The organism is Corynebacterium callunae DSM 20147, from assembly GCF_000344785.1.
Taxonomy (GTDB): domain Bacteria; phylum Actinomycetota; class Actinomycetes; order Mycobacteriales; family Mycobacteriaceae; genus Corynebacterium; species Corynebacterium callunae.
In genome coordinates this window covers 741,322-762,771 of sequence record NC_020506.1, presented here as the reverse complement: position 1 = coordinate 762,771, position 21,450 = coordinate 741,322, and the positions used below count along the sequence as shown (strand labels likewise).

The following is a 21,450-nucleotide window of genomic DNA, read 5'->3' as shown; positions in this document are numbered from 1 at the left end:
GCCACGAGTAGAAAATGCTTTCACGCTCTGTGGCAACGTGTTAAAACTATACAGAGCGCTAAGCCAAACTTCAAATCTACTGGTCAGAGTTCTTTTTAAGAGTATCCAACCAGGCTTGGTGGACTCTGGAATCGCCAGTTTCTTCCGGATGGAAAGACAAAGCCAGGATATTTCTTTGTGAAACACCCACCACTGCCCCATTTCCCAAGATAGAAATCGGAGTGACATCGCCACCCCAGGAGACAACCTGCGGTGCACGAATAAATGAGGCTTGCACTTTTTCCAAGACTTTATCTGGCAATGCGATATCTAGTTCAGTATCAAAGGAATTTTTTTGACTACCAAAGGCATTTCTTTGTACTGAAATATCAAGCACTCCCAAGGTCTGTTGACCCGGTGCGGGATTTTCCACAGTTTTGGCTGCATAGATAAGACCAGCGCAGGTCGCAAGGACGGGAAGCCCCTCTTCGATACGCTGTCTCAGCGGCTCGGCAAGATCTAGGGCTCGCGCGAGTTTATCCATAACTGAGGATTCACCACCAGGCAGAATGATTCCGGAGATGCCGTCGAGATCGCGGGACAAACGAACTTTACGTCCGGTTACTCCCAGTTCCTCGAGCATCTGCAGATGTTCATCAACTCCACCTTGGAGTGCAAGAACTCCGATAATCACCAGCCGCGCTCCGCCAAACGGTGAGGAGCAGGAACATCGGAAACGTTAATGCCAACCATAGCTTCGCCCAGTCCACGAGAAACCTCAGCGAGTGCAGCGGGGTCGTCGTAAAGCGTTGCGGCCTTGACGATCGCGGCGGCGCGGGCGGCTGGGTTGCCGGATTTGAAGATGCCGGAGCCGACAAAGACGCCCTCGGCGCCCATTTGGCGCACGAGTGCGGCATCCGCTGGGGTGGCAACGCCACCGGCTACGAAGGTGACAACTGGCAGCTTGCCGGTCTGCGCAACCTCGCGGACCAGGTCGAATGGTGCCTGCAGTTCCTTGGCAGCAACGTAGAGCTCATCCTCGTCGAGGGTGCGCAGGCGGTTAATGTCGCCGCGGATGGTGCGGAGGTGGCGCACAGCTTCAGAGACGTCGCCGGTGCCGGCCTCGCCCTTGGAGCGGATCATGGCAGCACCTTCGGTGATACGGCGCAGTGCCTCGCCGAGGTTGGTAGCACCACAGACGAAAGGCACCTGGAAGTTCCACTTGTTGATGTGGTGGGTGTAGTCAGCTGGGCTGAGCACCTCGGACTCGTCAATGAAGTCAACGCCGAGCGATTCCAGAATCTGTGCTTCCACGAAGTGACCGATACGAGCCTTGGCCATAACTGGGATGGAAACCGCGTTGATGATGCCCTCGATGAGGTCGGGATCGCTCATACGGGCCACGCCGCCCTGAGAACGGATATCGGCAGGAACGCGCTCAAGTGCCATGACGGCGGTGGCACCTGCATCTTCAGCGATACGAGCTTGCTCTGGGGTGACCACGTCCATGATCACGCCGCCCTTGAGCATATCGGCCAGTCCTCGCTTCACGCGGGTGGTGGCGGTCGCCTGGTTGTTGTCTTGGTTTAGTTCAGTCATGGCAATTATCAAACTCCCCAAAGTGGTCTAGGAATAGATCCACATTCGACTAGTTGCATTGGACCACTTTTCAGAGCACCCTAGAACTATGCGCTCTGACCTCATTTCCACCCTGCCACTGGTGCTTAATCCAGCCTCCCCTGCACCTATTCCTGCGCAGCTCACCGCCCAAATTCGCGATCTGCTGGCCACCGGAATCTTAAGCCCAGCCGATCCTTTACCCAGTACCCGCGCACTAGCTAAACGATTGGGGGTATCCCGGGGGAGTGTGGTTACTGCCTATGATCAACTCGCCGCCGAAGGCTACCTCAGCAGCACCCATGGCTCGGGCACAATTATCAATCCCAATCTGCACCAGCTCAAGCCTTTGGAAACAGAGAACACACATCGGCAATCTCCACCTCCTACTCCCCCGCTGCTGAATCTGGATCCCGGAATTCCAGATACGGCGACTCTGGCAGATTCTGCATGGCGGGCGGCGTGGCGTACCGCATGTGCGCAACCGCCCCGGGAGCTACCCGATGCTGGACTTGCAGAGTTAAGAAATGAAATCGCCGAACATCTCAGACGCATGCGTGGATTAGTCTGCGATCCACAGCGCATTATCGTCACCGCCGGAGCTCGCGAGGGGTTATCTCTGTTGCTGCGCACTTTCAAAAACTCATCGACCGTCGGCGTGGAGTCCCCCGGCTATCCCAGTTTGCGACGCATCCCCGAAGCTTTGGGACACCACATCCACGATCTCCCCACCGATTCCGATGGCCTGATTGCCACCAATCTCCCCACTAACTTGGACGCATTGCTGGTCACCCCGAGCCACCAGTACCCCTACGGCGGATCGCTTTCCGCTGCGCGTCGCACCGCCTTGGTGAATTGGGCAGAGACAAGCGATACCTTGCTCATTGAAGATGACTTCGATTCCGAGCTGCGTTATGTGGGCATGCCACTGCCTCCGCTTACTGCCCTGGCCCCAGATCGCACGGTACTGCTTGGCACTTTTTCTTCCGTGATCACTCCGCAAATCGCCTGTGGTTATCTCCTTTTGCCCCCGGCTTTGGCAGCCGAGTTGGCCCAGCTGCGCGGGATTCTCGGCCAGCCAGTCGGCGCGATCACCCAGGCTGCGCTTTCCACTTACCTGGCCTCGGGTGCTTTGCGACGCCGCACTCAGCGTTTGCGCCGGGTTTATCGTCGCCGGCGCAGCATCGTACAAGAGCGCCTCGGCGCACTGCCCGGCGCGCAACTTAGGCCGATTGATGGTGGCCTGCATGCCGTGCTGATTACCGCAACACCCGCGGAGGTAATCGTCGACAAGCTTGCGATGCGCGGTTTACAAGTAACTGCCTTGTCCGATTATTGGGGCGGTGCCGGGGCGGAAAATGGCATCGTTTTTGGTTTTGGTTCCCATGACGATGACACCTTGGACTGGGTACTTGCAGAGATTGCCGATGCGATTTCGGGCATTTAAAAAGCGCTCCAGGATAATCCTGGAGCGCTTTACTCAACTATTAGGGAGTTGATTGGTAGCTTTCGACAGCCTTATCAAGGGCGTCGAGGGCGCGACCATATTCCTCGAAGGAACCATCGCGTGCAGCCTCGAGGTTATCGAGTGCTTCATTAATCGCAGCGATTCCCTCAGCCTGATTTGCAGCCGGAGCGGCTGGAGTTTCAGCTGCCGGAGCAGCAGCGCTTACCTCTGGCTCGACCACATTTCCATCAACTTCGACGATGTCTTGAGCGGCGGCTGGATCAATGCCAACCTGAGACAACGCCTCTGCAATGGTCGGTGCGTAGCCAACCTGGCCCTTGTAGAAGACCAACATGCGCAGCAGCTTCGGGAAGGCCGAGGCCTGATCCTTACGCTGTGAGTAAATCGGTTCAACGTAGAGGATTTCTCCGCCACCAACCGGGAGGGTCAACAGGTTGCCGTTGTGCAGATCATTCGAACCGCGCCACAGGGTTTGATCTTGGGCAACTTGGTCAGATGACATCATTGCGTCCTGGGCCTGTTTTGGACCTTGCGTTGAAGCATCGGTTGGCAATACACGAACCGTGATGTGTCCATAGGTCTGTGGATCCGAAGATGCAGACATATGTGCAGAGAGATACTCACGCTGGAGACCACGGAAAGGTGTAATCAGCTGGAAGCTAGGATTGCCGGTCTCTGGATTAGCAGCAACAACATAATAAGGAGGCTGCTTTAGTTCCTGGAGGCCTTCAGCTGCGGTGGGATCACTAGGGACAGACCAGAAAGCATCGTTGGTGAAGAAAGTACCGGAATCATCAACATGGTACTTAGCCAGCATGTCGCGCTGGACCTTGAAGAGATCTTCTGGGTAACGCAGGTGCGCGCGCAGTTCATCGGAAATCTCAGACTCAGGCTTCACGCTATCTGGGAAAACGCCACGCCATGCCTTGAGTACTGGATCTTCAGTATCAAATTCATAGAGCTCAACGCTGCCGTCATAAGCATCAACCACGGCCTTAACCGAGTTGCGGATATAACCAACTTGATCAGTAATTAGCTGCTGCTGGGTGCCATCTGGAGTCACCGTATCCTGAGTTGCCTCAGTCAATGAGGAACGAGTGGAGTAAGGCAGGCTGTCCAGAGTGGTGTAACCATCAACGATCCACTTGATGCGACCATCAATCACAGTTGGGTAGGTCTTGGAATCGGTGGTCAACCACGGTGCGACCTTCTCCACGCGAGCACGAGGATCACGTTCAAAGAGGATCTTGGAATCCTCGCCCACACGATCGGAAAGCAGCATATTCATTTCTTGGTAGCGCAATGCAAATGCTGCACGGTTAACCAAGTTGCCGATTCCGACTCCGCCTTCACCTTCATAGGTGTAGCTGGAGGTATCAGTGTCATATTCCACCGGGCCATCGCCGGTAGAGCCCACGATGGCGTAATCGGCACCATCGGTCGCAGATGCGATCAGTGGACCATAGTAAACGCGGGGCTGATCAACCTTGATACCGAGTTCTTCAGCATTTTCGCTTTCGGCGGCACGAGCATTGGACTGCAAATCAGAGACGGTATAAACCGGGTAACCACCACGGGTGGATCCGACATCGCGGGCAACCTCATCAACCTGGTTAGCCTGCGCCGCAATGAAGCCATTGCCGTGGGTATAAACCGTGTGGCGGTTAATCCAGTCCTGCTGGTTTTGCTGCAGTGCATTTGGATCAAGCTCACGAGCGGCAACCACAAAGTCACGCAATTGACCATCAACTACAAAGCGATCCATAGCCAATTGGTCGGGGAAGCCATAGAAGTTACGCAGCTGTTGCTGCTGAGTGAAGGTCGGAGACAAAATCTGAGGGTCGAGCAAACGAATATTGGAAATGGTTGCAGAGTCTGCAGCTACTTCCGCATTGGTAGTTTCGCCAGCACCCCAGTTTTCCTCATAGGTGACATCCTCATCGGTAATGCCATAGGCAAAACGAGTGGATTCAATATTGCGAGAAATATACTCGGATTCTTTTTCCGCACGGTTTGGCTGTACGGAGAAACGCTCCAGCATCAGTGGCCAAACGGCTCCGATAACTACAGAGCTCAGCACCATCAGTACTACTGCCAAACCTGGGATACGAAGATCGCGCAGGAAGATGGCGGAGAAGAATGCAAAAGCCACAAACAGTGCAATGACCATGAGGATGATCTTGGCTGGGAGTTGGGCGTTGATATCGGTATAGCTCGCACCGGTGAAGGTGGAGTTTTCCTGAGTCAGGAGATCATAACGATCCAACCAATAGGAACCGACCTTTACAAGCATCCAAATACCTGCAGTAATAGCCAGCTGTGCACGGGCACCACGGGAGACAAAAGCCTTTTGGCCAGTCATTTGGTTGCCAGCGCGGATACCACCGAGGAGATAGTGTCCCACCAGGGCGATCACGAAGGCGACGATCAGTAATAGGGAGAAGGACTCTACAACCAGGCGGATCATTGGCAGGTCGAAGGCATAAAAGCCATAATCCTTGCCAAATTGCTGATCTTGGATGCCAAAAGGTTGGCGATTAAGCCAGAGCTGAACGGTGCGCCAGGAGCGCTGCCCCACCAGGCCTGCTAGTAAACCCACAAAAATAGGAACAAAGAGCAAGATTCTTCGCAGGCTATTTTCGATCATCTGGCGGTACTGGTAAACCGGCGAATCACGATCAAAGGCGGCTATTTCATCAGGACGCAATTTGATGGCAAAGTATCCAGCAAGCCAGGTGACAAATCCGGCCACAAGCGCAAAAATGACAAACAAAATGATGCGTGTGACAAGAACCTTGGTGAAGACCCCGCGGAAGTCCACTTCACCAAACCAGAGCCAGTCGGTGTAAAAACCGACACCCATGGGGGCAATGAGGATAATTAGCGCAATAATGCCAAAGATCCACGTCACCGCCTTTGGAGGTCGCTTGATCGGTTGGGGCGGAGGTGTAAGACCAGTCGACAAGACAATATCCTTAGGTATACGTGATTCAGCTTTTCTCCCCTACTCTACGGTTTAATCACCTATAAAGACCAACAAGTATCTTCCCAAAAGGAAAAAAATTTATGAATGATGCTATCTACAGTCCCCAGGCTCTAAATAAGGCCATGCTCGAGGCCGTGGAATTTATCCATGCCGAAGGCTGGGATGCGGGCCCTACCCTGTTTGCATTGGTACCAAGCGAAATGTTGCTGGACACTCTTGACAGCGATTTGGAAGAATCCCCGCTCACCCTTGTGGTTCAAGATAATCTCCCTGATAATCTGCTGCCCGGTTCTGAAGCTTTGGGAGACTACATTTCTCGTCTAGCATGGCCACAGGAAATCGTCGGCGCTATTTTGGCTCAAGAAATCATGTTTACTGATGTCTCCGAACCCGGATCCGCAGCTCGTCCGGCACGCCTATTCTCCGGGGTACTACGGGGGGAGGCAGAACTAACCCTTTTGCAGTTGCGCCCAACTGAAGAAGAATTGGCCGAGCGTGGTGCATTTGCCGAAGATGAGATCGAGCTACGTGGTGGCCCCGGTGTTGCTCCTGGTGTTATTGCAGCACTGCGTTATACCTTGGAAGCAGATCCAGAAGAGTTCTAAAACTGACAATCTGGCAGACTTGACTAAGATTGGTTTAGTTAAACCCCGCGTTTTTATAGCTAGGAGTTCACACAGTGGCGTCCAATCCGCAGAAGCATGCCCGCGTTGCACTGGGATTTGTGGCGCTTATTCCACTCTTAGCGGCGTGTACACAGGACGACTCTCCGCAGGAAACTTCTACTCCCACAACGCCTGCGACCAGCATCTCGTCGCAAAGCACTACTACTAGTGCCCTGCCTGAAACCCCAACCACTGAAAGCACGGCAACCTCGGGGTTGGCAAAGGATATTCAGAAGGTTTATGAGGTGTTTGGAACGCTGGCACCGGAGGAGCTTTTTGCGGAGTTTGAGACCTGCGATCCTTCCGGCGTGGAGGATTCATATGCCTGTTCCGGTTCAAAGGTTGGGCAATTCCAATTCTTTAGGAATGCCTCTAAAGCTGCCAGCACCACTCAGCTGCTCACGGAATTGCGCAGCTCACGGGTGGTCGAGGATACCGGTTCGAAAGTAGTTGGTTGGACCACAATTGGCACCATGTCCATTATTACCGTCGTTGATAATGATAAAGGTTTGGTGCTCCAGCAGATGGTGTCCTCGGACAAGATTGATCCCGAGGAACGCATCTATGAGCTCGGCTTAGCGGAGCCCAAGACCACAGAGACCTCCGATCCGTCAGCGACCACCGAGGCTGGGGAGGCCACTGGGGCCACTGACACTACCGAGGTAACCGAGACTACTGCGGCTAAGAGCTAGTTGCCGCAGATCTCATAATTTCCGCCCTGGGAATAGGCTTCCATTTGGGCGATCGCATTATCGAGCGTGGAAACCTTCAAAATCGTCATATTTTCCGGTTTTGCACTCATGGCCTCCGCGCAGTTATCAGCAGGCGCCAAAAATACCTCAGCCCCGGCTTCCTCGGCGGCGCGCACCTTGTGCGCGATTCCGCCGATGGACCCCACCGTGCCATCTTCAGAGATAGTGCCGGTACCGGCCACAAACTTGCCACCATTAAGCTGCCCCGCAGAGAGCTTGTCGACGACTGCTAGCGAGAACATCATGCCTGCACTCGGACCTCCGACATCTTCCAGGTTGTAATCAACTTCAATGCCATTGCTGGGCACCGAGGTCATAGAAATTCCCAAAAGCGCAACCGAAGAATCCTCGGGGTGTTCGCCTAGAGTGATGCTATCTTCTGCCTCTGCACCGTTTCGTTCATAGCGAATGGTTACAGAATCGCCAGGAGCCTTGGATCGGACGATTTCCTGAGCTTCGCCGGGAGTCTTAATCTCGGTGCCGTCGATGCTGAGCAAATGATCGCCCGCCTCAAAGTGCCCGGCGGCAGCGCTATCTTCCACAACTTCCACAACCTCAACTTTGACTGGCATCTTGAGGTAATTCATAGCAGCGATCGTGGCATTAGCCTCTGAGGAAACAAAAGCAGTGCGATTGGATTCCTGAACTTCTTCAGCACTTTGGCCGGAGGGGAAGATCTGTTCAATGGGTACCAGGGTGTCATCGGTAAAAAGCCAGCGCGACAAAGCCTGGGACAATGTCATACCAGAGCGCACTGACACGGTGGTCATATTCAGATTGCCACTGACCTCATCTGTATCTGCGCCTTGAATAGACACCACATCTTCGCCCTCAACTTCGCCCAAGGTATTGAAGGTAGGACCGGGTCCTTCAGCGGCATAAGGCACGCTCAAGTTGATTTCGGTACCGGGAATATGGTCAATGCTAACCAGGGATGCCAAGGCCACTAAAGGGATTGCACCCCATACAAGGGTTTTGAGTCGGCGGTTCACGAATATCCACCCTACAACCTGTGTTCGCTAACAGCGTTGTTTAGATCATGGCATTGACAAATAGGCGCCTTGTAGATTGGTAGTTATGAATTCCAATGGCTTCGGTTTCTCTTTCGGAAACAATGACGATGACAACGATAAGGATCGTAATAATAACGATCCTTTCGGTTTCTTCGGTGGCGGCAATATGGGTGCCGGCGGATTAGGCGATATCCTCAACCAATTTGGCCAAATGCTTTCGGGCATGGGTGATTCGATGAACTCACCTGAGGCTAAAGGCCCAGTTAATTATGATCTCGCAGCACGCATTGCGCGCCAGCAAATCGGAAATGTTGCTGCCATTAAGAAATCCGACCAAGAAGCAGTGGAGGAATCCTTGCGACTGGCGGAACTTTGGCTTGATGATGCCACCGAGCTCCCAACCTCCGGTCACCGCGTGGTGGCTTGGAACGCAGAAGACTGGCTGTCCAACACCTTGCCGGTGTGGAAGCGTCTGGTCTCCCCAGTGGCAGAACAGATGAATAAAGCACAATTAGAAAACTTGCCTGAGGAAGCCCGCGAGATGATGGGTCCGATGTCTCAGATGATGAACTCCATGTCATCAATGAACTTCGGGATGCAGTTGGGTAATGCTCTCGGAGATCTAGCCAAGCAAACTCTCAGCGGCTCTGACTTTGGGCTCCCCGTCTCCCCTGCTGGTGTTTCTGCCATCTTGCCGGTGAATCTGGCTGAAGCTTCCAATGGCTTGAATATCGCCCCACAGGAAATGCTGGTTTATGTTTGTGCCCGCGAAGCTGCCCGCCAGCGCCTGTTTAAACATGTGCCATGGCTGGTAGAGCGCCTAGTTTCCTCCGTTGAGGAATACGCCGCCGGACTAGAAATTGATACCTCGCATATCCAAGAAGCAATGGGCAGTTTCCAAATGGATAATCCAGATCCCGAGCGCCTGCAGGAAATGATGAACGAGCTCCAGGGTATGGATCTCTCCCCACGCATTGGCTCCCGTAATGCCAATGCCGTTGCTCGTTTGGAAACTCTGCTGGCTTTGGTTGAAGGCTGGGTGGATCTTGTTGTCACCCAGGCAATGGGCGATCGTATTCCAAGCACCGAAGCGATGAATGAAGCATGGAGTCGCCGTCGCGCCACTGGCGGATCTGCCGAACAGGCCTTCGCCAAGGTTGTTGGCATTGAGCTCGGTGCACCAAAGGTTACAGAGGCAGCCGAACTGTGGCGTCGTGTAGAAAACGCCGTTGGTGTTAAACGCCGCGATGCTATCTGGGATCACCCAGACTTCCTGCCTACCGCTGAAGATGTAGCTAAGCCAGCTGAGTTTATCGATAGCTTGCTTGGCGAATCCGATGCAGAATCCTTTGATCCCATCGCTGAAATCAACGCTTTGGAAAAGCTCCTCGCTGAAGAAGCAGAGAAGAAGGACGAAAAGCAGGATTCTGACGACGAAGACACCGACAACCCAGATACTGAAAAATAATCTGTAGCAATCAGCCCCAGCGCTGCAACGCTTCCAAATAGCCCTTGGCTCGCTCGGCCAAGGGTGTTTTATTTGCCCATTCCCAAAATTCTGGACCATGGCCGGAAATAAACGTATGTGTTAACTCATGCACTAAAACCGAATCCAGCACATAATCTGGCACCTCGCGCAGACGATCTGAAATACGAATCTCCGCCGTGGCGATGGTGCACGATCCCCATCGACTATTTTGGTTGCTCACCCAACGCACACTATTAACGGTGGCTTTGCCCTCGAGGACCTGCTCGTTGAGGCGATGGGCACGAGCGATGAGATCATCGTCGCTAGAGGCAGACGATCGCGTACGACGATGCAACTTAGCCACGATCTCTGCAACTGCTTTTTCTTCCTCGGCCTTTGACATCCGAGCCGGAATGCGGACTTGAACTTTGCCGTCCACAATTTTTGCTTGCACGGTGCGAGTGCGACGAGCCGAGCGAATAACCTCAATTTCCTGCATGACAGCTCATTGTATCTGTGGTGAAATAGGGGCACGGGGCGGGGAAGTTTTTGCCATGGAGAATCCATGACACACATCAAATTATCCGATACAGCGCAGATTGTGGTGCGCCCTGATTCCGCGATCCAATTTGGCATCGATGCCACGCGATCGGGTGTCTTAGAAATCGATCCGGATTATATTGCTCAGGTTGTTCCCATTTTGCTTCATTTGCGCGAACCAAAGGAGCTGGCGGGTGTCGTCGACAAGCTCTGTACCGCAGGTCTCGGGGCGGCTGCAGCGCTCAGCCTCGTTGAGGACCTCTTGGCTTTTGGGGTGGTCCGTGAAACGGCCACCCATCCGGTGCTGCTTTATGGGCATGGCACGCTTGTCGACGCGACCTCGGCGTTGCTGGAAGCGGCCGGGTTTAACCCGCGCACCCGCATTAACGGAGAAAATTCAAAGGAGTTTTTCCAACGGCCCGCATCGCATATTTTGGTGATTAACCGTTTGGCACACACTCAAAATCTCGCTCCGCTGCTTGCCAAATCCGTGCCCAATTATCTCAGCGCGGCACTTATTGATTCGCGCGGGCTCATCGGCCCGGGGCGACGAAATGGCGTGGGGCCTTGTTTGATATGTGTTGATTTGCATCGCAGTGATATCGATCCGCATTGGCATGCGCTTGTTAGCCAGCATCCCAATGGCCCCACGCACCCCGACCCCATTGCAGAGGCAGCGACTGCGGCGCGTCTGGCCGCGCTGGTTCTTGCCGATTCCTGGCAGGTCGGCGAGGTGGAGGAGGTTGATCCACATCGGGGCACGAATCGACGCAGCAACCTCGCCCCGCACCCCAAGTGCCCGCTGTGTTGGGCTTAGGCGGTCCGCAGAATCTCGAGCACATCCTCGCCGTATTTCTCAATCTTCATCGGCCCTACCCCAGGCACACTGAGCAACTCATTTTCATTTGTAGGTTTCATCTCTGCGATTGCCATTAACGTTGCATTGCTAAAAACCATATAGGCAGCGTTGTTTTCCTGACGCGCCGTATCGTTTCGCCAAGTACGCAGCGCCTCATAGACCTCTTCCTCTGCTTGAGGAGGGCAGCTCGAGCAGCGTCCGACTACTTTCTCGGCAGCGGTATCAAGCGGATTTCCACAGACTCGGCAATTGCGCGGGCGATTGCTCCGCGGAGCGCCTGCCTCTGGCAGCATATCGATCACAATGCCATCGAGGAAGCGGCTGCGCTTACGAGATTTCCGGCCACCCTCCTGACGAGCCAAAGCCCAAGAACAAAACAGATGCTCGCGCGCACGAGTCACGCCCACATAAAACAGCCGACGCTCCTCCTCGATCGCCTCATCGCCAGCTTTAATCGCATGGCTGATTGGCAAAGTGGAATCGATGAGGCCAACTAGAAATACAGCATCCCATTCCAAACCCTTGGCTGCGTGCAAAGAAGCAAGAGTCACACCCTCCACAGTCGGCGGATGTTTTGCCTCTTGGCGTTCGCGCAGTTTCAACAGCAACCCCGCCAAATCCAGATCAGGAGTGGCTTGGACCAATTCCTGTACCAACTCAACAAGTGCGTTGAGCGATTGCCAGCGCTCGCGTTCCTGCGCGCCCTCTGGTTCCTCGGAGCTTAATCCCAAAGGCACCAACACTCGCTGGGTCAGACGCACCAGATCGCTTTCATCAACATCACGCTGCCCCGCGCGGACCAGCTGCGTCAATGCTTGGCGGATCTCAGTGCGATTAAAAAATCCTTCGCCACCGCGCACCTGATACACAATTCCGGCATCGGCAAGTGCTTGTTCAAAAACCGCAGATTGCGCATTGATTCGATAGAGAACAGCGATCTCTGATGCCGGCACTCCTTGCGCCATCAAGCTAAGGATCCGACCCGCCACCTCGCGCGCCTCTGTGGTCTCATCGTCATAGGAATTAAATTCCGGCTCGGGACCAGGAGCGCGCATACCCTCCAACTCCAAGCGCGTGCCCGCCACACGGCCCTTGGCCTGACCAATTACGGTATTGGCCAATCCGGTTACCTGCGGCGTTGAGCGGTAGTCACGCTGGAGCTTTACGACGGTTGCCTGCGGATAAGTACGCGAAAAATTCAACAAATACGAAGGTGTGGCACCAGTAAAGGAATAAATAGTCTGATTGGCATCACCGACCACAGTCAGATCATCACGATCACCTAGCCACGCTTCCAATACTCGCTGCTGCAAAGGCGTGACGTCTTGATACTCATCAACCACAAAACTGCGATACTGCTGACGGAATTCCTCTGCCACAGCCGGAGAGTTTTCCAAGGCACCAGCGGTATGCAAAAGCAGATCATCAAAATCCAGCAGCATGCCCTCTGGTGTTGCCTTCATATCTTCGTATCGGCGATATACTTCAGCGATCTTTTCTGCTGGAGCTGGAGGCGTGCGAGTACCGAGTTTTTCCGGATACTGCTCCGGAGTAATCAACGATGCCTTAGCCCACTCAATCTCGCCCAAAATATCGCGAACCTTTTCCGTCTGCGATTCCATCCGGGCATTACGAACTGCGCGACCAACCAACTGGAATTTATTATCGATCAATCGCCAAGGCAGATTTCCCGCCACCTGAGGCCAAAAATAGATCAGTTGTTTACGCGCGGCTGCGTGGAAAGTACGCGCCTGCACCCCGCCGATGCCCATGAGATTAAGGCGATGGCGCATCTCCCCTGCCGCCCGCGAGGTGAAAGTAACAGCCAGCACTCGATTAGGGCTGACAAATCCTTGATCAATAAGGTGCGCGATGCGATATGTAATAGTGCGAGTTTTACCAGTGCCGGCTCCGGCGAGAATACACACTGGTCCGCGTGGTGCAGATGCTGCGATGCGCTGATCCTCGTCGAGGTCCTGCAGATTAATCACGAAAATTTACCCCTACATTTTGCTAGCGAGCTATTGTTGTTTGCTCCTGGCCCAGGCATGAATCATGTCATGGGCAATTGATCCGGGAGGTGCCAACGGAATCTTGTTATCGATAATCTCTAGCGGACTCGCCCAAATAGTCTGCGAGAGTTCGCCATCGGTTTCGCCCTGAGGCAACTCATCTTCTGTTACCCCACGCATACCCAGCATCAGCGATCCCGACACTGGCCACGGCTGACTCGCCACATAGCTAATCTCTGAAACCCGGCGCGCAGCTTCCTCAAAAACCTCGCGCTCAAAAGCCTCTTCCAACGATTCACCATGGGAGACATATCCTGCAATCAAAGAAAACCTGGTTTGCCGAGCCGCATTCATACCAAGCAACAGTCGATCCTCACCACGTAATTCCACAATGCCAATCACTGCCGGATCAAGTCGTGGAAAATGCGGGCGGCCACTCGCACCATAGGCCACACCCGGTTCGTGATAGCTCAATTCGCTGCCATCAAAAGGATCAAATCGCACCAACTCGCGATTGCGCAACAAAGAGACACACGCTGCGACATCCCGATCACGCACATCGCGCGGCGCCCGCGCCTGCCCGAGCGCCTCGATCTCGGCCAAACTTACCCGCACCGCACCCAGTTCAGGTGCAACAGGGAGAACCTCACCGGAGTGCTTTTCGACGAAAACCGCGGTGCCGTTGAGAACAGCGATCTCATCATTAGGACCAATGGGAAGAATTCTCATTAGTCCTTAACATCCTCACTAAACACACGACGAACATAAAGCAATCGATCGCCGGGCTCTACAGTTTCTGCCTCTGGCGAGTCAATACGATAAAGCTCACCTGAGCGCACCACACCCAAAACGATATCGGCGAGGTGACGCGGATTGGATCCCACTTCATCTTCACCAACGGGTCGCTCAGCAACAGAGAATCCTTCATCTGGAGACAAAAGATCTTCCATCATCTCCACAACCGAAGGCGTCACGGTAGCAAGACCCAACATGCGACCTGCTGTCTCAGAGGAAATCACCACTGAATCGGCACCGGATTGCTCAAGTAGATGTTGGTTTTCTGATTCCCGAACACTGGCCACGATCATGGCGCGCGGTGCAATTTCACGCACCGAGAGCGTAACCAACACAGCGGTGTCATCCAGGTTGGGAGCTACCACGACGGCTCGCGCGCGGGCGACTCCGGCTAGACGCAACACATCTGCTTTGGTTGCAGATCCTTTCACGGTAACTAGACCGTTGTTATTGGCTGCATCAAGTGAGGTTTGATCGGTATCAATAACCACGATCTGATTAGCTGGTACGCCATCAGCCAGGAGTGCTGCCACAGCGGAGCGTCCCTTGGTGCCATAACCAACAACAACAGTGTGATTGCGCATTCGTTTTCTCCAACGCTGAATTTGCAGGGCCCGGCGCGTTTCTTCGGTAAGCACGGACAAGGTGGTACCGACCAAGAGGATCAGGAATCCAATGCGCGCCGGGGTGAGGACGATGATATTGATGAGACGGGCAGTCTGCGTAACTGGTGTGATATCGCCATAGCCCACGGTGGTGAGGGAAACCGTGGAGTAGTAGAGGGCGTCGATAAGTGTGAGTTCCTCAGAATAACCTTCGCGGTCAAAGTAGACCACGGCAGTAATACCTATCAACAGCACCATGGCATAGGCAAACCTGCGCAGAATCAGCCACCAAGGGCTGAGCTTTGCAGCCTCGGGGATTCTAATAATGCTCAGCAGAGCGTGATCCGGGAGATCTGCGAGTTCGCCGTCCTTTTTTGCGCTACCCATCCTCACCGTCCTTTCATTCCTGATTGATCTTAGGCCTTTCCGCAGACAATAAAGCAGCCAAGGCATCGGAAGTCGGCAGATTGCGTGGCTCAAAGGTGTGGTTGTGAGCCACATAGTGAAACGCTGCGCGAACTTCCGCGGGATCTAACTGGTGCAATTGTGCCCAAGCAATGCGATAAACCGCCAATTGGATAATGGCAGCGTCCATTTCTTTGCCGGTCGGCGGATGTCCAGTCTTCCAGTCGACCACCATCCACCCGCCATCGGGGTCACGGAATACCGCATCCATACGCCCACGAATGACATGTTCACCGATGACTACTTCAAAAGGATGCTCCACAAATTCTGGAGTGCGCGCCTCCCATTCAGAATTTACAAAGGCATCACGCAACTCGGCGAAGGTGCTATCCGAAAGTTCTTCATCAATACCGGGTAGTTCATCTTCATCCAACAATGCAGTCGCACCAAAGCGATCCTCGAGCCATTGGTGGAATTGGGTACCACGCTTGGCATAGGTATTTGGCTTAAAAGGAACCGGCCGGCGCAGCCGACGCGCAAATTGCTCCGGATTGTTCTTGAGACTAACGAGATCAGTTGCCGTCAACTCTCGCGAAATTTCCACATCCAGCGAAGGTGCCGAAAGCCTGCGTTGTTCGTCGATAAGCGCAGTGACCTCCTTTTCCCACAAGGTCTCCAGACCGCCCTCGGTGTTGGGTGCCACGCGTTCGCCGCGCACCAGCGCGGCCCCGGCCTCAGCAGAAGGGTTGGCGTGCAGCTGCGGGTAGATGCCTTCCGCCGGTAGGGGCTTTTCGACGTCTTCCGCTTCGCCTTCCCACCAATGGACTACTGCCTCAGGAGCTTTATCGCGCAGAATCTCCAAATGCTCATATGGCGCTTTCGACTTTTTTGCACCGCTTTCATCCGTGGCAGAACCTGTCACCATAAGCACGCGCTCGCTGCGGGTAATGCCGACATAAAACAGGCGAGAGTTTTCCTCTGCTGCGTGCTCTTTAACTTCCTTCTCAAATTCTAAGCCCGCGTTTTCGAGCTCTTTACGATTCTCAACGGCAGTGTCCATTTCCGGGGCACCGGTTCCGGCATCTCCACGCAGAGACGATGGAATCAAAGTCACGTTTTTCAGCCACGTTGAAGCTTTAGCATCATAGGTTCCGCTATCGGCATGCAAAACCGACACGATTTCCCATTCCAAGCCTTTGGCCTTATGCGCTGTAAGGATTTGTACACGATCAGAGCGCACCGTCACTTCGCCGGGCTCCAAGCCTTCTTCTTGGCTGCGTGCCAATTCGAAATAGTCCAGCAGCTCTGCCAAACCAATGCTGGAAAAAGAAGCTAACTCCGCGGCAAATTTATCCAAATGCACCGTGCCAATCGCACCATCTGCATGTGGATCTTCACGAGCCAAGACCTCGGTACGGATATTAAAGACATCCTCTATATCAGCAAATATATCTGCCACTGAACGACCCAAACTATGGGTGCGCAAATAACGCAGCTGTGCCGAAAGTCGTTGCAATCGCTTGAGGCCTTCAGCGCTATAACGATCTTTCTCTCCGAGATCAGCGATCGCATCACTCAGGCCCACCACTGCTTCGGGCTCAGTAATGGAAACCTCATCAATAATCGCCTCCAACTCGGCAAGCGGATCAGAGTTCTTTTGACGACGTTCTCGAGATACCCGCCCGGCTAGATTATTAGCGCGCTCTTGGAGGCGCTGCATATCCTTAATGCCCAAACCAACATGCGGACCGCCCAAAATACGCAGCGCAGCCTTATTATCCTGCGGGCGAATCAGCATAGTTGCGATGGCAAGCAGATCGGCGATCTCAGGAACATTCAAAAGACCCGAAATTCCAACAACCTCAACAGGGATGCCACGTTTGATCAACACTTCCGCCATCGCTGCCGCTTGACGACGCTTACGCACCAATACGGCAGCGGTAAAACCTTTTTCCTTATCGCGATTTTCCCAATGCTTTTCCAGCTGTTCTGCCACGAACTCACGCTCTTCAGCCGCAGTTCCAAACCAACCAATGGAAACCTCTCCTTGAGGCGCACCATCGCGAGACTTCAACGGTTGAACAGTGCGATCTGGCGACTCTGGTGATCCCAGAACTTCACGAGATACTGCATTCGCCAATGTGAGAACCTCGGGAGGATTGCGCCAACTGGTGGTCAACTCATTTTTCGGAGCACTGCTTTTACCTTCAAGAGTGATAACTGGGAAATCATCAACAAAGTTTTCTAGGTTGGCGGCTGTTGCACCACGCCATCCATAAATCGCCTGCATGGGATCACCCACGGCGTTGACGGTGAGTCCCGGATCAGTGCCTCCAAAAAGACTGCGCAGCAATACGCGTTGAGAGTGGCTAGTGTCTTGGTACTCATCGAGCATGACCACGCGGAAACGGCGACGTTGGGAATAACCCACCTGGGGATGCGTCGAAGCCAATTGAGCTGCCTTGGACATTTGCTCACCGAAGGTGATTACGGCGCGGTCATGTAGTTCTTGTTTGAGCAGCTTGACCAGTGGCAAATACTGGAGACGAGTGATCTGAGTATCTCGCCAAGTCCTCATGGTTTCATTGAGCTCAGCTTTTTGGCGTGGAGCCTTTGGCAGTTCGTCGAAAAGCTTAATGAAGGGATCAGATTCCTCCATGATGTCCTGCGTGCTGACCATGTGATTATCCATTTCACTGATCAATTGCAACAGATATTCAGTCACGGTGGCAGGCGTCTGGGTGGCGATAAGTTCACCGCGGTAGTTATCCACTACTCCCCTGGCGATGTGATAAAGCTCAGTTTGAGTGATCAAACGCGCCGAAGGCTCCATCGGGAGCAGCAATCCGTATTCTCTAATGAGCGAGCCCGCATAAGAATCATAGGTAGACACCGTTGGCGTAATTGCCTGCAGGTTTTTCTTAAGCTGGCCAGTAGGGTCCATTTCATCCAGGCGTGGCACTCCAGCCAAGACCTCCAGGCGCTTTCTAATTCTTTGAGAAAGCTGTTGCGCTGCCTTACGAGTGAAGGTCAATCCCAAAACCTGGTCAGGGGCGGCATATCCATTGGCCACCAGCCACACCACTCGTGCGGCCATCGTTTCGGTTTTTCCTGCACCAGCACCAGCAACCACCAAAAGTGGACCTGGCTGTGCGCCGATAATCACCGCTTGCTGATCAGTCGGCGCATGTTCTTGGCCCAGGTATTGCGAAAGTAGTCGAGGAGAAATATCAGGCATGGATCATTTGTCCTTCCGGTTGAACTGGGCACAAACTACGAACTGGGCAATGCGAGCAGGATGGGTTAATTCGCGCTATTAGATTTGGACCACGCATATGCTCGGCGAGTCCTGGCAACAGCGCTGCAAATTCATCTAGTTCTTCCTGAGTTTTCGGATCTTGCATCCGAGTACCAATCTTGGAGGCATTAGATGCAGGAAATACCAATAATCCGCCGCCGACTGGCTCGGGATTTTCTCCATCGACGATTCGACCCTCCACCAATTCACCACGTGAGAGTGCGAGCTGATAGGCAAAAAGCTGTGGGTGTTCTTTGACAGCTTCTATAGTTGGTTGAGTTTTTCCAGTCTTGAGGTCAACCACCACCAATTCGCCAGATTTATTGCGTTCGAGGCGGTCCATACGTCCGCGGATGCGAATATTCTCATCGATGTTGACCGATACATCCATCTCAGTGCCGACTTCAGTGAAATCAGCTCGGGAAACTTCCAGCCAAGTGTGAGTGCGCTCAAGGATCCGTCGAAAAGCACTTTCGGTGCTCTCTGCCGCCCAACTTGGCACGTTGGCAAGCGACATATAGGCCTCGGTGACCTTCTCGGCAGCTAAGCTGCCGTCCACGCCACCTGCTACAGCCTCGGCATATGCGTGGACCAAAGTGCCCTTGAGCATGGCAATTGGCGTCTCATCCTCACTGTCAAGGCGATCGAGCACCGCACGCAGCGGACAATTCAGCAATGCCTCAATGCGCGAAGGAGACAAAGAAACCGGACCTTCGGTAAGTACCTCAGTGGTAGACGGGGTGCGCAGCTGCGTCCACTCATCGGGGTTTGCGCCAGGGACATTGGCCTCAGCCAAGCGGGACAGCTGGCGGGCGGCTTGCTTGCGACGTGGATCGGTGGGATCGCACACGACTCGGCGCAGCTCTGCCACCAAAGCTGGAACTGATAACAAGCGGTGACCGATTTCTTGCGGCTCGGCCAGAGGCACCCGATCGTCATCTTCGAAAACTGCGATCTGTTGACTCAGCTGTTCCAAGAATCGCGAAGGCTCGCGCACTTCATCGGCCTCGGGGGAATTAACAGCAGTAACCAACAGCGATTCAGTAGCTCTAGTTGTGGCTACATAAAATAGTCGCTTTTCTTCAGCGAGCCGATCAGCGGATCGCGAAATGAAGATATCGGGATCGATGTCCTCATCAACCAGATCCACAAATTCTTCTTGACCAAGCAACGTTCCAGTTTCACCCAAAGAAGGCCAACTACCTTCTTGAACCCCGGCGACGATGACACGTGGCCACTCACGTCCAGTCGTGGAGTGCGCAGTCAAAATCTCTACCGCATCGGGGACGACGCCGCGACGTTCGCGCACACCGGTGGGCAGTTCCTGCTCCGAAATATGGAGGATAAAACTGCGTAACCCCGCTGCAGGGTAGCGCTCAACGTAGTCGCCGGCGGCGTCGAAAAGCGACATCATGGCATCCAAATCGCGATCGGCCTGCGAACCCGCAGCGCCGCCACGCAAGCTGGCTGCCGACAAAGCATTAGAAAGCTCAGTTGCAGCCCACACCGACCACAAGATTTCCTCAATGCTCGCGTGCTCGGCCAAACTGCGACGCCCGGCGCGCAGCACCGATCGCACTCTTTCCAGCAATCCGAGTTCACGCTCGGTGAGGTAAGCCAGCAGCTCTGTGTTCTCAGTTTCATTTGATGCCAGCAGCTCACGGAGCACTTCAATCGCGCGCCGATGCCCGCCAGTTTTCATTTCAGCTTGGCGCAATCCACGCAGCAAACGACGCAGAGTCACCGGATCGGCACCACCGATCGGCCCTAAGAGCAGATCTTCCAATTCTAAAGGCGTGAGATCTTCAGTAAGCGCGCGCAATCCCAAAATCATCGCAGCAACGATGCGCTGTTCCGCCAACACCACATCCGTCGGACTAATCTGCACCGGCACACCGGCGGCAAGAAGGACGCGCCGCATCGGCGCAATCATGCCCGCCGAGCGCACAATCACCGCAATATCGGACCACGGCACCTCATCAATGAGGTGCGAACGGCGCACCGTGTCGGCAATGAGGTTGGCGTGCGCGGAATCGGTTTCTGCCAAGACAACGCTTGTCGACGCACCCCTCCTGCTTTTGTCGAGTATGAGCTCATGGTCAACTTCAACTCTTTTAAGAAATTCAGGGTTGGCACCGCGGAAGTGAAAAATGGACTGCTGTGCATCGCCAGCAATAATCGCAAGTTCCGCACTCGGCAAAAACTTACTAATTAGTTCCGCAGATTTCGGATCGAGGTGTTGCGCATCGTCAACAAAAACTCCGCGATACATCTGGCGAGGTTCTGGTCCCGCAAGCGCAGCCGTAACCAACTCCGATGCGGAATAGCTATGTGAACCAGCCAGGTTCATCACTTGCTTATATTCCTGCAAGAACTGCCCCGCAGCACTCCAGTTTTGGCGATCGTACTGTGCGCCGAGTTCTTGGAGCTCTGCAGGACCTATTCCACGTTCCACTGCACGGAGCAAGAAATCGCGGAGCTGGCGCGCGAACCCCACCATACGCAAACCCTCGCGCTGTTCCGGTGGCCAGCCACCACGACCATCTTCGGCCTGGCCTCGCAGCAATTCACGAATCACCGCATCTTGTTCCGCACCGGTAATAAGCCGCACATCGTCATCGCTGGCATCACGAATAAGCGCAAAAGCTAAAGAGTGCACCGATCGCACCAAAGGACCTTGGGAAACATAATCCATCTGAGACACCAGCTCTGAGATCTCGCGTCTCAGGCGACTGGCGGCTTCCTTGGAAGTGGCGATAATCAGCAAAGAGGACGGATCCCAGCCCTGCTTGATGCGCTCGATGACGGTATCTATAAGCAAGGAGCTAACGCCGGAGCCGGCAGATCCGCTGACTCTCCAACGACCGGTGCCCTCGTGTACTAAATGGGAAGCTTCGCCCTCCCAGGAACGAGGACGAAGCTTGGACGTAGCCTTAACAAGACGGACTTGTGGATCGGCTGGAATTGGGGGTTGATATTCCGACATAC

The 21,450-nt window shown here is 54.0% G+C and carries 15 protein-coding genes; 5 read left to right on the top strand and 10 right to left on the bottom strand.

Annotated features, from left to right (window positions below; all coding sequences use genetic code 11):
- Nucleotides 1-76: 76 nt before the first annotated feature.
- Nucleotides 77-673: a pyridoxal 5'-phosphate synthase glutaminase subunit PdxT gene (gene pdxT / locus H924_RS03620; protein WP_015650604.1), complete on the bottom strand. Its 597-nt coding sequence runs from the start codon at nt 671-673 to the stop codon at nt 77-79.
- Complete coding sequence (pdxS, locus tag H924_RS03615) at nt 670-1,578, bottom strand: pyridoxal 5'-phosphate synthase lyase subunit PdxS (protein ID WP_015650603.1); 909 nt, start codon at nt 1,576-1,578, stop codon at nt 670-672. The genes pdxT and pdxS overlap by 4 nt, the downstream gene beginning before the upstream one ends.
- A gap of 88 nt (nt 1,579-1,666) precedes the next feature.
- On the opposite strand from pdxS, the gene pdxR reads away from it, so the two are divergent.
- A complete protein-coding gene (gene pdxR / locus H924_RS03610; protein ID WP_015650602.1) occupies nt 1,667-3,043 on the top strand; it encodes a MocR-like pyridoxine biosynthesis transcription factor PdxR in 1,377 nt (458 codons plus the stop codon).
- 40 nt (nt 3,044-3,083) lie between these two features.
- On the opposite strand, the gene H924_RS03605 is transcribed toward pdxR, so the two are convergent.
- Complete coding sequence (locus H924_RS03605; protein ID WP_029703460.1) at nt 3,084-6,029, bottom strand: UPF0182 family protein; 2,946 nt, start codon at nt 6,027-6,029, stop codon at nt 3,084-3,086.
- Between the two features lie 101 nt (nt 6,030-6,130).
- Between H924_RS03605 and H924_RS03600 the strand changes: the two genes are divergently transcribed.
- Both H924_RS03600 and H924_RS03595 read left to right on the top strand, forming a co-directional pair.
- Entirely contained in the window at nt 6,131-6,655 is a 525-nt protein-coding gene (locus H924_RS03600; protein ID WP_015650600.1) for a PPA1309 family protein, read from the top strand.
- A 74-nt stretch (nt 6,656-6,729) separates the two neighbouring features.
- A complete protein-coding gene (locus H924_RS03595) occupies nt 6,730-7,407 on the top strand; it encodes a hypothetical protein (protein WP_015650599.1) in 678 nt (225 codons plus the stop codon).
- Here H924_RS03595 and H924_RS03590 read toward each other — a convergent pair.
- A complete protein-coding gene (locus tag H924_RS03590; RefSeq protein WP_015650598.1) occupies nt 7,404-8,459 on the bottom strand; it encodes a YlbL family protein in 1,056 nt (351 codons plus the stop codon). The two genes, H924_RS03595 and H924_RS03590, sit on opposite strands and share 4 nt — an antisense overlap.
- A gap of 85 nt (nt 8,460-8,544) precedes the next feature.
- Between H924_RS03590 and H924_RS03585 the strand changes: the two genes are divergently transcribed.
- Nucleotides 8,545-9,948, top strand: a complete 1,404-nt coding sequence (locus H924_RS03585) for a zinc-dependent metalloprotease (protein ID WP_015650597.1) — start codon at nt 8,545-8,547, stop codon at nt 9,946-9,948.
- A gap of 10 nt (nt 9,949-9,958) precedes the next feature.
- Here H924_RS03585 and H924_RS03580 read toward each other — a convergent pair whose 3' ends face one another.
- Nucleotides 9,959-10,447 (bottom strand): M48 metallopeptidase family protein, encoded by a 489-nt coding sequence (locus H924_RS03580; RefSeq protein WP_015650596.1) that lies wholly within the window; start codon nt 10,445-10,447, stop codon nt 9,959-9,961.
- A gap of 66 nt (nt 10,448-10,513) precedes the next feature.
- Between H924_RS03580 and H924_RS03575 the strand changes: the two genes are divergently transcribed.
- A complete protein-coding gene (locus H924_RS03575) occupies nt 10,514-11,305 on the top strand; it encodes a hypothetical protein (RefSeq protein ID WP_015650595.1) in 792 nt (263 codons plus the stop codon).
- Here the strand turns inward: H924_RS03575 and H924_RS03570 are convergent.
- From H924_RS03570 to H924_RS03550, 5 genes are read right to left on the bottom strand one after another with little or no spacing between them, the layout of a single operon-like run.
- On the bottom strand, nt 11,302-13,338 hold the full coding sequence (locus H924_RS03570; protein ID WP_015650594.1) for an ATP-dependent DNA helicase UvrD2: 2,037 nt from the start codon (nt 13,336-13,338) through the stop codon (nt 11,302-11,304). The two genes, H924_RS03575 and H924_RS03570, sit on opposite strands and share 4 nt — an antisense overlap.
- A 30-nt stretch (nt 13,339-13,368) precedes the next feature.
- Complete coding sequence (locus H924_RS03565; protein WP_015650593.1) at nt 13,369-14,088, bottom strand: NUDIX domain-containing protein; 720 nt, start codon at nt 14,086-14,088, stop codon at nt 13,369-13,371.
- Nucleotides 14,088-15,146: a potassium channel family protein gene (locus tag H924_RS03560; RefSeq protein ID WP_015650592.1), complete on the bottom strand. Its 1,059-nt coding sequence runs from the start codon at nt 15,144-15,146 to the stop codon at nt 14,088-14,090. Before H924_RS03560 ends, H924_RS03565 begins: the two co-directional genes overlap by 1 nt.
- 13 nt (nt 15,147-15,159) lie before the next feature.
- Entirely contained in the window at nt 15,160-18,402 is a 3,243-nt protein-coding gene (locus H924_RS03555; RefSeq protein WP_015650591.1) for an ATP-dependent helicase, read from the bottom strand.
- Nucleotides 18,395-21,448: a PD-(D/E)XK nuclease family protein gene (locus H924_RS03550; RefSeq protein ID WP_015650590.1), complete on the bottom strand. Its 3,054-nt coding sequence runs from the start codon at nt 21,446-21,448 to the stop codon at nt 18,395-18,397. The genes H924_RS03555 and H924_RS03550 overlap by 8 nt, the downstream gene beginning before the upstream one ends.
- Between the last annotated feature and the right edge of the window lie 2 nt (nt 21,449-21,450).

Bases quoted from the DNA above. Each gene is read 5' to 3' on its own strand.
- H924_RS03565 (WP_015650593.1), bottom strand. From the start codon at position 14,088: ATGAGAATTCTTCCCATTGGTCCTAATGATGAGATCGCTGTTCTCAAC.
- pdxR (WP_015650602.1), top strand. From the start codon at position 1,667: ATGCGCTCTGACCTCATTTCCACCCTGCCACTGGTGCTTAATCCAGCC.
- H924_RS03575 (WP_015650595.1), top strand. From the start codon at position 10,514: ATGACACACATCAAATTATCCGATACAGCGCAGATTGTGGTGCGCCCT.
- H924_RS03600 (WP_015650600.1), top strand. From the start codon at position 6,131: ATGAATGATGCTATCTACAGTCCCCAGGCTCTAAATAAGGCCATGCTC.
- pdxS (WP_015650603.1), bottom strand. From the start codon at position 1,578: ATGACTGAACTAAACCAAGACAACAACCAGGCGACCGCCACCACCCGC.
- H924_RS03555 (WP_015650591.1), bottom strand. From the start codon at position 18,402: ATGCCTGATATTTCTCCTCGACTACTTTCGCAATACCTGGGCCAAGAA.
- H924_RS03550 (WP_015650590.1), bottom strand. From the start codon at position 21,448: ATGTCGGAATATCAACCCCCAATTCCAGCCGATCCACAAGTCCGTCTT.
- H924_RS03560 (WP_015650592.1), bottom strand. From the start codon at position 15,146: ATGGGTAGCGCAAAAAAGGACGGCGAACTCGCAGATCTCCCGGATCAC.
- H924_RS03585 (WP_015650597.1), top strand. From the start codon at position 8,545: ATGAATTCCAATGGCTTCGGTTTCTCTTTCGGAAACAATGACGATGAC.
- H924_RS03580 (WP_015650596.1), bottom strand. From the start codon at position 10,447: ATGCAGGAAATTGAGGTTATTCGCTCGGCTCGTCGCACTCGCACCGTG.